This window comes from Vibrio sp. CCB-PB317 (genome assembly GCF_022808245.1).
GTDB lineage: Bacteria > Pseudomonadota > Gammaproteobacteria > Enterobacterales > Vibrionaceae > Vibrio > Vibrio diabolicus.
Window position 1 is genome coordinate 187074 of the sequence record NZ_JALGNU010000004.1, and the last position, 13464, is coordinate 200537.

12 protein-coding genes are annotated in these 13464 nt (G+C 45.3%); 10 read left to right on the forward strand and 2 right to left on the reverse strand.

Annotated features, from left to right (window positions below):
• Window positions 1–76: 76 nt before the first annotated feature.
• Window positions 77–805 (reverse strand): redoxin family protein, encoded by a 729-nt coding sequence (locus tag MTR11_RS23110; protein WP_005395721.1) that lies wholly within the window; start codon window positions 803–805, stop codon window positions 77–79.
• A gap of 170 nt (window positions 806–975) precedes the next feature.
• On the opposite strand from MTR11_RS23110, the gene oxyR reads away from it, so the two are divergent.
• Window positions 976–1887 (forward strand): DNA-binding transcriptional regulator OxyR, encoded by a 912-nt coding sequence (oxyR, locus tag MTR11_RS23115; RefSeq protein WP_005395720.1) that lies wholly within the window; start codon window positions 976–978, stop codon window positions 1885–1887.
• Between the two features lie 51 nt (window positions 1888–1938).
• On the opposite strand, the gene MTR11_RS23120 is transcribed toward oxyR, so the two are convergent.
• The gene (locus tag MTR11_RS23120) at window positions 1939–4500 is read right to left on the reverse strand and encodes a penicillin-binding protein 1A (RefSeq protein ID WP_161444903.1); all 2562 of its coding nucleotides are present in this window, start codon (window positions 4498–4500) and stop codon (window positions 1939–1941) included.
• Between the two features lie 143 nt (window positions 4501–4643).
• On the opposite strand from MTR11_RS23120, the gene pilM reads away from it, so the two are divergent.
• The 9 genes from pilM to MTR11_RS23165 all read left to right on the forward strand — a co-directional run bounded on the left by pilM (window position 4644) and on the right by MTR11_RS23165 (window position 13399).
• Window positions 4644–5660: a type IV pilus biogenesis protein PilM gene (gene pilM / locus MTR11_RS23125; protein WP_243328461.1), complete on the forward strand. Its 1017-nt coding sequence runs from the start codon at window positions 4644–4646 to the stop codon at window positions 5658–5660.
• The gene (locus MTR11_RS23130; RefSeq protein ID WP_005395717.1) at window positions 5644–6219 is read left to right on the forward strand and encodes a PilN domain-containing protein; all 576 of its coding nucleotides are present in this window, start codon (window positions 5644–5646) and stop codon (window positions 6217–6219) included. The genes pilM and MTR11_RS23130 overlap by 17 nt, the downstream gene beginning before the upstream one ends.
• Window positions 6212–6805 carry a type 4a pilus biogenesis protein PilO gene (locus MTR11_RS23135; RefSeq protein ID WP_012841351.1) on the forward strand — a complete coding sequence of 198 codons (594 nt, stop codon included), beginning with the start codon at window positions 6212–6214 and terminating at the stop codon, window positions 6803–6805. The genes MTR11_RS23130 and MTR11_RS23135 overlap by 8 nt, the downstream gene beginning before the upstream one ends.
• Window positions 6795–7310: a pilus assembly protein PilP gene (locus MTR11_RS23140; RefSeq protein ID WP_005395715.1), complete on the forward strand. Its 516-nt coding sequence runs from the start codon at window positions 6795–6797 to the stop codon at window positions 7308–7310. Before MTR11_RS23135 ends, MTR11_RS23140 begins: the two co-directional genes overlap by 11 nt.
• A 31-nt stretch (window positions 7311–7341) precedes the next feature.
• Window positions 7342–9084, forward strand: a complete 1743-nt coding sequence (locus MTR11_RS23145; RefSeq protein WP_243328462.1) for a type IV pilus secretin PilQ — start codon at window positions 7342–7344, stop codon at window positions 9082–9084.
• A gap of 187 nt (window positions 9085–9271) precedes the next feature.
• On the forward strand, window positions 9272–9790 hold the full coding sequence (aroK, locus tag MTR11_RS23150; protein ID WP_005381319.1) for a shikimate kinase AroK: 519 nt from the start codon (window positions 9272–9274) through the stop codon (window positions 9788–9790).
• A 32-nt stretch (window positions 9791–9822) separates the two neighbouring features.
• Complete coding sequence (gene aroB / locus MTR11_RS23155; RefSeq protein WP_046874636.1) at window positions 9823–10923, forward strand: 3-dehydroquinate synthase; 1101 nt, start codon at window positions 9823–9825, stop codon at window positions 10921–10923.
• A 52-nt stretch (window positions 10924–10975) separates the two neighbouring features.
• Entirely contained in the window at window positions 10976–12490 is a 1515-nt protein-coding gene (locus MTR11_RS23160) for an SPOR domain-containing protein (protein ID WP_243328463.1), read from the forward strand.
• Window positions 12491–12559: 69 nt separating this feature from the next.
• Window positions 12560–13399 (forward strand): Dam family site-specific DNA-(adenine-N6)-methyltransferase, encoded by an 840-nt coding sequence (locus tag MTR11_RS23165; RefSeq protein WP_005395710.1) that lies wholly within the window; start codon window positions 12560–12562, stop codon window positions 13397–13399.
• Window positions 13400–13464: the final 65 nt, after the last annotated feature.

Consider the following 13464-nt stretch of genomic DNA (forward strand, 5'->3'; position numbering starts at 1 on the left):
ACTAGTAGAAGAAGTGAGTTAGGGTTGGCCTCCGAGCCAAAGGCACCGGAGACCGAGGGTGTCGGCTATGGACAGTTTAGCCTAGATACGCTTCTAGCTCTTCGCTACCGCCGATGTGCTTGCCACCGATAAAGACTTGTGGAACAGTCGTGCGACCAGATATAGCTCGTAGACTAACTGTCGTTGCGTCTTTACCCAGAATCACTTCTTCATATTGAAGACCGTGGTCAATCAGGTTTTGTTTCGCTTTCATACAGAAAGGGCAGCCTGGTTTAGTGAACACCGTGATGGATTCTTGCGTTTTGTAGTCAGGCGCTATGTAATTCAGCATCGTATCTGCGTCTGACACCTTGAATGGGTCGCCTGGTTCGTTTGGCTCAATGAACATTTTTTCCACTACGCCATCTTTTACTAGCATGCTGTAACGCCATGAACGTTTGCCAAAGCCGATGTCGTTTTTATCCACTAACATACCCATTCCATCGGTGAATTCACCATTACCATCCGGGATGAAGGTAATGTTTTCTGCTTCTTGGTCTTGTTTCCATGCATTCATCACGAATGTATCATTGACTGAGACACAAATAATCTCATCCACTCCGTGCTCTTTAAATACAGGGAACAATTCGTTGTAACGAGGTAGATGGCTTGATGAACAGGTTGGAGTAAATGCACCCGGTAAGCTAAATACGATAACGGTCTTACCTTTAAATAGCTCATCAGTCGTTACATTCATCCAAGAGTCACCTTGACGAACTGGAAAAGTAACTTGAGGGACTTGTTGACCTTCTTTAGATACAAACATAATGATTTCCTTTAACTATTTTAAATTATGCGTATAGAGCTTAGCGTTTTTCTTTGCTCTGTTTCGTTCTGTTGAGCCCATTATTGTAAAAATCCTTTGATAGCTCTAATCGTTTGGTGTTATGGTTTTGATAGGCATTAGCTATTGTTAAAAGAAGCGAATTGTGAGTTATGAATATTCGAGATTTTGAGTACTTAGTTGCACTTGCGGAACATAAGCACTTTCGCAAAGCGGCAGAAGCATGTTTTGTTAGCCAACCAACATTGAGTGGACAAATTCGTAAGCTAGAGGATGAACTCGGTACCACGCTTTTAGAGCGAAGCAGCCGTCGCGTTTTGTTTACCGATTCAGGGTTGCAGTTGGTGGAGCAAGCTAAGCGTATCTTAAGTGAAGTGAAAACTTTTAAAGATATGGCGAGTGGTCAGAGCGGAGCAATGACTGGGCCTATGCATATCGGTTTCATCCCGACGGTAGGTCCGTATCTACTACCCAAAATTCTGCCGCAGATAAAAGAAGCATTTCCTGAACTGGAGCTGTTCCTGCACGAAGCTCAAACACATCAGTTGGTGCGTCAATTAGAAGAAGGTAAATTGGACTGCTTGGTCTTGGCTTCGGTTGATGAAACGGCACCTTTTAAAGAAATCGAAGTGTATAACGAGCCGTTAAGCGTTGCGGTGCCATGTGATCATGAGTGGGCCTCTCTCGACCATGTTGATATGTTGGAGCTGAATGGTAAAACCGTTTTAGCGCTAGGAGACGGTCACTGTTTGCGTGATCAAGCGTTAGGTTTCTGTTTTGCTGCCGGAGCGAAAGACGATGAACGCTTTAAGGCAACCAGTTTGGAGACACTGCGGAATATGGTCGCTGCTGGTGCTGGGATTACGTTATTGCCTCAGCTTTCTATCCCCAATGAGAAGCAAAAAGATGGCGTGTGCTATGTACCAGCCGTTAACCCTACGCCTTCGCGCAATATAGTCCTTGTATATCGCCCGGGCTCACCACTGCGTGCAAGGTTTGAAGCTTTGGCGGCGAAGATTAAAGAAGTATTGGCTTCTTACCCTTCATTGAACGCCGCGGCGTAAAAGCCGACATAAAAAAGGGAGAGCGAATGCTCTCCCTTTTGCTTTAGTGATTTAGAACAGCTCTTCTGCGCCAGAGCCGGAAGAATAAATACTGTCTTCCAAACGGTCTCCAGCGTATTCGGTAGGCTCAGTGCCTTTTTCAAAGTATTCGAACATCGATGTGCTGTCTACTTTGTGCGTTAGCATGCCAGTGTTGCGATCAATACGAACACGAATGATGTTATCTGGAATATTTTTACCTTGCTCAGGTGTTTCTTCTAGTGCAACGCGCATAAAGTCAATCCAAGCGGGTTCTGCGGTTTTCGCACCCGATTCAGCACCAGAAATTTGGCCTTTGCCTAGGTTGCTATTAACCGTTGTGCGACCAAGGGCGCGTGAGTGATCATCAAAACCAACCCAAGCAATGGCAACAACACCAGGACCATAGCCGTTGTACCAAGCATCTTTGGAGTCATTCGTTGTACCCGTTTTACCACCGATATCACGACGCCCCAGTTTTTGTGCACGCCAGCCAGTACCGTTCCACCCCGTACCTTCACGCCAGTTACCACCACCCCAAATGTTGCTGTACATCATCTCACGCATCAAGAATGCGTTTTGCTCAGAGATAACTTGTGGAGCATATTGAGGTTCATCATTTTCCAGTGCGTTGTCTGTTGCCAAGCCATCAATCGCGACGTCTTGTTCGCCAAACTCATCGGCATAGCGATTGTCTGGCTGAGCGCTCATTTGTGGGCAATCCTTATGACAAACGCTCTTTGGATTGGCTTTAAACAGCACTTCACCGAATGCATCTTCCACGCGTTCTACGTAGAACGGTTCGACGTAATAACCTCCGTTCGCAAATACAGAGTAGCCTTGTGCCACTTTCATTGGTGTTAAGCTACCAGCACCGAGCGCGATGGTCTCTGAACGTGGTACTTGGTTAATATCAAAACCAAAACGAGTAAGGTACTGACGAGTTTCATCAAGGCCTACTTCACGCAGCGTACGCACTGCCATCACGTTCTTTGACTGAGCTAAGCCGAGGCGAAGGCGAGTTGGACCGCCATAGGTTGGTGGTGAGTTTTTAGGTCGCCAAGCCGAACCAGAACCTGCGTCCCATTTGTTAATCGGCGCATCGTTGATCAGAGTGGCTAGGGTAAGTCCCTTGTCAATTGCGGCTGAGTAGATAAATGGTTTGATACTTGAGCCAACCTGACGCACGGACATAGTGGCACGGTTAAACTTACTATGAACAAAGTTAAAGCCACCCACTAACGACAATATCGCACCATTTTCCGGGTTCATCGCGACAAACGCGGTGTTCGCTGTTGGCACTTGGCTCAGTTTCCAGCTTTGTGTCGTGTTGTCATCTTCATTGGCTTCGCTCACTTCGCGAACCCAAACTTGTTGACCCGTCGCTAGCACATCATGCGCTGATTTTGGTGTTGAGCCTTGGCGGTTTTCGGTGATGTATTTACGTGCCCAATGCATTCCAGTCCAAGGAATGGTCTGCTCTTCATGGTTTTTAACCCAAACTTGTGCAGTCTTATCATCGACTTTTGTCACGACGGCAGGATAAAGGTCACCATAAGTTGGCTGCTTCTTAAGGTGCTTTTCTATTTGCTCGCTGTTCCAAGCGGTTTCACCTTCTTTCCAAAGCACTTTCTCCGCACCGCGGTAGCCGTGACGTTCATCGTATGACAGCAGGTTATTTACCACGGATGTATTCGCGGCATCTTGCAGTTTAGAGTCCACCGTCATGTAGATATTCAAGCCAGAGGTATAGGCTTCTTCTTCACCGTACTCTTTCACGGCCCATGCACGAGCTAGTTCCGCCACATAAGGAGCGGAAAGTTCAATTTCAGCACTGTGGTAACGCGCCACGATAGGTTCGTTGCGTGCTTCGTCATACTGTTCTTGCGTGATGTATTTTTCATCAAGCATTCGCATTAACACGACGTTACGGCGTTTTGTCGCACGCTCAAGAGAGTAAATTGGGTTCATCGTTGATGGCGCTTTTGGCATCCCTGCGAGTGTCGCAAGTTCGCTTAACGTCAATTCATCAAGGCTCTTACCAAAGTAAACTTGAGCGGCTGCACCAAAACCATATGAGCGGTAACCAAGGAAGATTTTATTGACATAAAGTTCCATGATTTCTTGCTTACTCAGAAGCTGCTCAATGTGGATAGCAATGAAAATCTCTTTAATCTTACGCATGATCTTCTTCTCATTAGATAAGAAGAAGTTACGCGCTAGCTGTTGCGTAATGGTACTTGCGCCCTGCTTAGCTGAACCTGAGATCGCAACTACAACGGCTGCACGAGTGATGCCGATAGGATCGATACCTGGGTGTTCGTAAAAACGGCTATCTTCGGTTGCGATTAGCGCATGAATTAAGTCTTGAGGAATTTCATCATAAGTAACAGGAATACGACGCTTTTCACCGAACTGTGCGATCAGCTTCCCGTCTTGACTAAACACCTGCATAGGTGTTTGTAATTCAACGTCTTTTAGAGTTGCAACATCTGGCAATTCAGGCTTCACGTACTGATAGAAGCCAAATATTGTGGTGACTCCAAGAATTATGCAAATCAATGTTAAAAATAATAAACGCTTTATGAACTTCACCGGAGAATCCCTGATTGGTTGAGGCTGTGTAACGGCAAACCCTTGTACTCTTAGGTCAAAAATTTAGCACATAGAGATATTAACTCTTATTTGGGTGCTAATAACAACCTTTGCACGAAGAAATTTCGGAGCGAGAGTAAGAGATGGATAAGCTAATCGTTACCGGCATCGATATAGGCCATAACAGCCTCAAAGCCGTAGTACTTAAACCCACAGGCAACAATTACGCTCTGTTGGGTTACAAAGAAATATTACTAAAGGAAGGTATTGTCGCTGAAAATAACACTATAAATCATCAAGAAATTGTAAAGACCCTAAAGCTGATTAAAAAAGAACTGCCTTTTGGGGCTAAAAAGGTCGCAATTTCAGTGCCTGATAATTCGGTGATCAGTAAAAAATTGCAAATAGAACAAAACCTTGAAGATAGCGAGGTTGAGTTTGCTGTGATTCAGGCATTTTCTCATCAATCGCCATTCCCTGTCGAAGAGCTGAGTTTAGACTTCGTCCGTCTTCGTGCCGAAGATGGGTTGCGTGGGACTGATAACTATCAAGTGTTTGCGACAAGAAAAGATGTGGTCGATAGTCGCGTGGATGCATTACAAAAATCCGGACTAAAACCCGTTTTAGTGGACGTGCATTCACAAAGTCTTGGTCATATCTGGAAGCTCACCGCCGATCGCTTTCCTGACAAAAATAAGTACTGCTTACTCGATATTGGCACCTCATCGAGCTCCTTTACCATGTTTACCGAACAAGGTGAGCTGTTTCATAAAGAGTTTGCTTGCGGCACACGCGGAGCAAACAGCCCTGTTCAAGATGATTTGATGTCCGATGATGCTCAGGAGAAAACAGAGCTGTTTAATCGCCAAATTGTGGAACGGGTGAAACGTCAGATGCAGCTCTACACTTCAATTAATGGCTTGCAAAATATCAAAGGTATCTGGTTATCAGGGGAAGGAGCTTCGACACCAATGCTCGCGGAAGAGTTATCTCAGCAACTGTCACTAGAGTGTGAATTGCTAAACCCGCTAGGGCTATTTGAGATGAAGGTGTCCAAACGTAAACGTCGTGCCGCGGATTGGCAGCATTTCTCTACAGCCGCAGGACTCGCGATTCGTGGCATTCATTGGCTAGGAGGTGCGCGTGCTTTATCGCATTAATTTACTTCCTTGGCGAGAGAACCAAAGAGAAGAGCACCGACGTCGTTTCATTAGCTTGGTCGCGTTAGGCATGTTGGTCGCCATTGGTATTCAATGGGGTATTGGAAAGTTTTTTGAGTACCAACAAGATCAGCAGCAGGAGCGGCTTGATTACCTTACTCACTACATTGCTGAGCTCGACCAGCGTATTGAAGCAATGAAAATCGCCGAGCAAGAGCACAGCAAAATCCTCGAACGTTTAAAAGTGGTTGAAGGGTTACAAAACGGTAGAAACAAAACGACCGAGTTTATGAACTTGATGCCAGCCGTCATTCCTGAAGGTGTATATGTCGACAAGATCAAAATGAATGATCTGGAAATTGAGATCTCAGGGATCTCTGATAGCACTCCAAAACTTGCCACGATGCTGGACAACATGGAGCGTTCGGCCAAGTTGAATGATGTAGAAATGCACTCCATCGTTCACGGAAAAGCGCGCTTTGGAAAAGAGTTCCAAACGTTCAAAGTGTCTTTCATGTTCAAAGTGCCGGAGAAGAAAGCGGAGGCCCAGCATGGTTGATTGGCAGGATCTCGAAATAGATGAAATGGCAGAGTGGCCATTGTTGCCTCAGCTTGTGGTTATCGCGCTGCTGATTTTCCTCATTCAAGGTTTTGGCTATTGGTTTTACCTTAAGCCAAAAGAAGAGCAATTGAATAACTTGGTCCAGCAGGAGCAGACGCTCAAGGTAGCACTGAAGATCAAAGCGAACAAAGTAGCTGCATTGCCTCAGCTTCAATCTCAATTGGATGAACTCACCACGCGTTACGAGTTATTGCTACAACAACTGCCCGCGCAAAAAGAGTTGGCTACGATGCTCGCTTCGGTGAATGAACTCGGTATCGACAATAAGTTGACCTTTACCCGTATCGACTGGGGTGAAAAGCAATCAGAGCATTTCCTCTATCGTCTTCCTTTAAACATTGAGTTAACGGGTGATTTTCATGACATTGGACATTTTTCTCAGGCGATAGCAACGCTACCTCGAATCATCACGTTCAAAGATGTGACTTGGCAGCGTGTCAGCCAAGAAAGTGAAACTCTGCACTTTAGGGTACGAGCCAATACCTATCAGTTTAAGCCAGAGGAGACGAACAATGACAAGTAAGCATTTGTTGTTGGTGCTGATGGGGTCTCTGCTACTTGGATGTCAGGCGAATGATGAGTCATTAACGGATTTTATTCGAGGGGTTGAGAGTCAGGCGCGTCGAGATGTCGAGAAACTTAAGCCTGCAGATAAGTATGTTGCCGTCACGTACGCACCTGAAGTACAGCGTGCGCCCTTTGAGTTACCAAAAGAAGCCACGATCGCCACTCAGCCCGTTGCAAGAAAAGATTGCTGGCAACCGCCTTCAAGAAGGCGCACTGGCAAATTAGAAAAATTCCCATTAAGCCAATTACGTTTGAAAGGAGTTATGGGCATGGGTAATACGGTTTCTGGTCTCGTTCAGGCACCCAATGGAACCGTTTATAAAGTGAAGCCGGGGCAATACCTCGGACGCAACAATGGCAAAGTGACCCACGTCAGCCATTCCTATTTGTTAATTAATGAAACATTGCCCGACGGCTTAGGGTGTTGGCAGAAGCGTAAAGTTAAGTTGGCTTTGAGATAGCCCCATTTATTTTTGATATTGAGTAATGAAAATGAGACAAGGATTAACACGTACAACAAGGATACTAACTGGGCTCTTCTCCTTATGGTTGTTTGTATTTTTAGCCCCTTTAGTGGCAGCAGAAGAAGTATCGTCTAATGCCTTAAAGAATATCGACTTTCGCACTAATAAAGATAAAGACGCCGTTATAGTCGTTGAACTGGCGTCACCTGCCGCGATTGTTGATGTCAAACGCGTACAGGAAGGGTTAAGTATCGATTTGCTTAATACTTCGGTAAAAGACGAGCAACTGTATCTCCTAGACGTAAAAGATTTCTCGACTGTGGTTGAAAGCGTAGAGGTGTTTCGCGATACCTCAACTACGCGCTTGGTTGCGCACATTAATGAAGAATATACGCATGATTACCGTTTAACAGGGCGATTCTTGGAAATCAAAGTGGCTAAGATCAAACCCAATGAGAAAGCCCCGGATAAAAGCATTCTAGAAAAAGAAGGCAAGCTCATTTCAATTAACTTCCAAGATATTCCTGTACGTAACGTGTTACAGCTGATTGCCGACTACAACCAGTTCAACTTGGTTGTTTCAGACTCCGTAGAAGGTAACCTCACACTTCGTCTTGATGGTGTTCCGTGGCAGCAAGTGCTGGATATTATTTTGCAAGTTAAGGGGTTAGATAAGCGTGTTGATGGAAATGTGATTCTGGTTGCTCCAACAGATGAGCTTGATCTGCGCGAAAAACAGCAACTCGAAAAGCAGCAGCTAGAACAAACGATGGGAGAGCTTTCGTCTGAAATCATCAAGGTAAACTTCGCCAAAGCTTCAGACATTGCAGAGATGATCAACGGAGAAGGGAACATCAGTATGTTGTCTGAGCGAGGCAGTATGACCATTGATGAGCGGACTAACTCGTTATTGATTCGTGAGCTACCTGAAAACATTGAAGTGATTCGAGAAATTATTGAATCTTTGGATATCCCGGTGAAGCAGGTTCAAATTGAAGCGCGTATTGTGACCATCAATGAAGGCAACATGGACGAGTTGGGAATTCGCTGGGGCTTTACCTCTATTAATGGCAATAACACGGTTGGTGGTTCTATCGAAAACAACCTTGCCACGATCGGTTTATATAACGGTGGTGGTGAAGGAGAAGACGGTGGTGACGGTGATGGAGTAGGTATCGATGACTTCCTAAACGTAAACTTAGCTGCAACCAGTCCAAACGCGACCAGCATTGCTTTTCAGGTTGCAAAATTAGGCTCAGACACCTTGTTAGACCTCGAGCTTTCTGCGCTGCAACAAGAGTCCAAAGCTGAGATTATCTCAAGCCCACGTTTGATCACTACCAATAAGAAGCCTGCCTATATTGAGCAGGGTACCGAGATACCTTATCTAGAGTCCTCATCAAGTGGTGCTACGACGGTAACGTTCAAAAAAGCAGTATTGAGTTTGAAGGTGACGCCACAAATTACACCGGATAACCGCCTTGTGTTGGATTTAAGCGTTACGCAAGATAGACCTGGACAAGTCGTGAAAACAGGCACTGGTGAAGCCGTTGCGATTGATACTCAGCGTATCGGGACGCAAGTGTTAGTAAATAACGGTGAAACCGTCGTTCTTGGTGGTATTTTCCAGCACAGCATTACTAACTCGGTGGACAAAGTGCCTTTGTTAGGCGATCTGCCACTATTAGGTGCGCTTTTCCGTCGAAGTTATGAAAATGTTGGCAAAAGTGAGCTGTTAATTTTCGTCACCCCTAAGGTGGTGATTCAGTAGTTCTACCTCGTGAAAAACTGATTAAATCAAAAATAAAGTTGCAATAGTGGCACCATGCTTGGATAATTTCGGGTCTTATCACGAATTATCTGTGAGGAACTGGTGCCACAAGCCTTGTAGAACAGCGATTTAGCTGTGTTTTCTTGTGGCGATCTTATTGAATCAATGTTGTAAATTACTGCTAAACATGGCTGAGAAACGTAATATTTTCCTTGTTGGCCCAATGGGCGCCGGCAAAAGTACAATTGGTAGACATCTAGCACAGCAACTGCATATGGAGTTTGTTGACTCCGATACAGTGATCGAAGAACGCACTGGTGCAGACATCTCTTGGGTTTTTGATGTAGAAGGTGAAGAAGGCTTCCGTAAGCGTGAAGAAGCGGTACTTGAAGACCTAACACAAGAGCAAGGCATCGTGCTTGCGACTGGCGGTGGCTCTGTTAAGAGCAAAGAAAACCGTAATCGTCTTTCGGCACGTGGTGTTGTTGTTTACTTAGAAACGACGATTGAAAAGCAACTTGCGCGCACAAACCGTGACAAGAAGCGTCCTCTACTTCAAACGGACAACCCTCGCGAAGTATTGGAGCAATTAGCTGAAGAACGTAATCCTCTGTATGAAGAAGTAGCGGATTACACTGTTCGCACTGACGATCAGAGTGCAAAAGTGGTAGCCAACCAGATCGTAAAAATGCTAGAAGAGAGATAAGTTTTTATCTTTTTTTTAATTGGAGCAAACCGATGGAACGGATTACGGTCAACCTAGCTGAGCGTAGCTACCCAATCTCTATTGGCGCCGGGTTATTTGAGGACCCGGCGTACCTCTCTCAAGTTCTCTCAAACAAAAATGCAAAACAAAAAGTTGTTGTGATCAGTAATGTCACAGTGGCGCCTTTGTATGCAGACAAAATTTTAAAGCAACTCGAGCAGCTCGGTTGTAGTGCATCCTTGTTAGAATTGCCTGACGGCGAACAGTACAAAAACTTGGATGTGTTTAACCAAGTGATGAACTTCCTCCTCGAGGGGAATTACGCTCGTGATGTTGTGATCATCGCGTTAGGTGGTGGTGTTATTGGCGACCTTGTGGGTTTTGCTTCTGCCTGTTACCAGCGTGGGGTCGACTTTATTCAAATACCAACCACATTGCTATCTCAAGTGGACTCTTCGGTGGGGGGAAAAACCGCGGTTAACCATCCGTTGGGTAAGAACATGATAGGTGCGTTTTACCAACCTAAAGCCGTGATCATCGATACCAACTGTTTATCGACGTTGCCTGAGCGTGAATTCGCAGCAGGTATTGCAGAAGTCATTAAGTACGGCATCATTTACGATGCAGACTTTTTTGTATGGTTGGAAGAAAACCTTGAACGCTTGTACGCGTTGGATGAAGAAGCGCTAACTTATGCCATTGCACGTTGCTGTGAAATAAAAGCGGAAGTGGTGGCTCAGGATGAGAAAGAATCGGGCATCCGCGCTCTGCTCAACTTAGGTCACACCTTTGGTCATGCGATTGAAGCTGAGCTTGGCTACGGCAATTGGCTGCATGGTGAAGCGGTTTCTGCTGGCACGGTTATGGCGGCCAAAACTTCGCATCTGCGCGGTCTTATCTCAGCAGAGCAATTTGAGCGTATTGTTGCGATTTTGCGTCGTGCCAAACTGCCTGTTCATACTCCAGAAAGTATGAGCTTCGATGACTTCCTCAAACATATGATGCGAGATAAAAAAGTCCTCTCTGGTCAATTAAGATTAGTTCTACCTACAGGCATTGGTAGTGCCGAGGTCATTGCTGATACGACACAAGACGTACTCAAACAGGCGATAGACTTCGGTCGCGATATTTAACCTTGTAATGGCGCCTTTGGGCGTCATTCTTGTAGTGTATTAAGGTTATTAGATGAGTGTTGCTCACGTTCTGGAATTAGATTCTCAAATCGAGTTGCTTGATAGGTTAGGATTGCTGACTAATTTTGGTTCCAATTTCATTGCGATTAATGGTCATGATGGTTATGGAAAATCTTGGTTAGCGCAGCGATACCTTGAAGTGGGTGCCAGTAACAAGAATCAATGTTTGTTACTTTGTCATTCTAATCAAGATGATGTGCAGCGCCGCATCCTTATTTTGAGTCAACTAGTTTCGGACGCATTGTTTAATCAGCAAGAGCCTTTACTTGATAGCCTCGAAAGACTATTGGGTGATGAGCCTTGTGATATCGCGATTGTGGTTGATGATGCGCATTTATTAAGTGAGACGCTCGTTTCTGAGCTTTGGATGCTGGTTTTAGAGGCGCATCATAAGCCGAATTGGACCATCAATGTCTTATTATTTACGCAGTCTGGGCGCTTAGAAGGATTGCTGTCACGTCTCAGTTACGGACAAGAGATAAAGCCTGTTGAGCTTGATATTGATATGTTGTCCGAAGTGGAAGCCCGTCGTTTCTTTGAATCACTTGTTGCGCGCTATGTTGATGATGAGGCGGAGAAGCGGGTTCGAGATGCATTTAAAAAAGTTGACCCAGTACCGGGTGACATCATGGCGTTAGGAGAGATGAAAGTGGAAAAAAGGATCATTATCCGCTCGATTGTCGGTTCACCGCTGAATATTGCGTTAGTGGTATTAGCATTACTGTTGCTTGCTGCTGGTGGCTATTGGTGGATGTATAATCAACCAAGCCCTGATGATAAAGCGCAGCAAATTGCTGGTAGTTTAGAGCAAACGGCTATTCCAACTTTTGAAGATTCAGGAATCAGTGCTGCGCAGTCTTCACTACAATCTGTGACTGATGACACTAGCAGTGGCCTTGATGGCTCTGGCGCGATTGATGATTCTGATTCATTACCGCCAGCAGTAACGGAAGAAGTGGCGAGCGTTGGCAGTGATGACAATCAACAGAGAGTGGTGATTGAGTCGAATGTGGTCGATGCATTGCTTGAAGGTAAAGCTGATTCAGCAGACACAAAAGCGATTGATGATGTCATAGGCGTTGAGAAGCAAGACGCCACTGATGAAACCAGCTCACCCCTAATAAAAGTCGTAAAACCAAATCAAGGTATGACGCAAACTTCTGCTCGGTCAGGAGAAGACGGTGCGAAGCAGCCTGTGGTTAAGTTTTCATTTGCTCGCGAAGAATTAAAAGCACTATCACCAAGAGCCTATACACTGCAGCTTGCTGCTATGACGTCAATGGAGGATGTACAAGCCTTCCTCGATGAGCATCGGCTGAATAATCAAGTACGAATTTATCCTACCGTTCGCAATGACACCGAGTGGTATATCATCACATACCAAGACTATCCGACAATTCAAATGGCTCGCGATGCCGTTGCAAGCTTGCCTGATTCGGTTAAGTCGGTGAGTCCTTGGGCAAAATCACTCCGTCAGGTTCATCGCGAAATTGATCGCGTGAAATAAACCTGAGCTTCGCTGAAAAATATGTTACATTCCGCAGCCTTAATTTTTGGTCGATAGATAGAGCAGTAGATGAAAAAGCAACGAGCCTTTCTTAAATGGGCAGGAGGAAAATACGGACTGGTTGAAGACATCCAACGTCATTTACCACCGGCTCGAAAGCTAGTTGAACCTTTTGTTGGTGCGGGCTCAGTGTTTCTGAATACCGACTATGACCATTACCTACTGGCAGATATCAATCCAGATTTGATCAATCTGTACAACCTACTAAAAGAGCGCCCGGAAGAGTACATCTCTGAAGCGAAGCGTTGGTTTGTTGCCGAGAATAACCGTAAAGAAGCCTACTTACACATTCGCGCTGAGTTTAATAAAACCGATGACGTGATGTACCGCTCTTTAGCGTTTTTGTACATGAACCGCTTTGGTTTTAATGGTTTATGCCGTTACAACAAAAAAGGCGGTTTTAACGTTCCGTTCGGTTCATATAAAAAGCCTTACTTCCCAGAGGCGGAATTGGAGTTTTTTGCCGAAAAAGCCAAGAAAGCCACGTTCGTTTGTGAAGGTTATCCAGAAACTTTTCGTCGAGCACGTAAGGGGAGTGTGGTGTATTGCGATCCTCCTTATGCACCGCTTTCAAACACGGCAAATTTCACCTCATACGCAGGTAATGGTTTCACGTTGGATGATCAGGCTGCATTAGCCGACATTGCTGAAAGAACGGCGACTGAGCGTGGTATTCCGGTTCTGATTTCTAACCACGACACTACGCTGACGCGTCGGTTGTATCACGGTGCGGATCTCAATGTAGTAAAAGTAAAGCGCACCATTAGCCGCAATGGCAGTGGTCGTAATAAAGTCGATGAGCTGCTTGCGCTTTTTCATGCCCCTGAGATGGATCAACCAAGCTCTTAGTTCTCACACTATTAAATCTAAATAGTGGATCTCCCCACTGGCTTCGGTAGAATTGCGCGCAGATT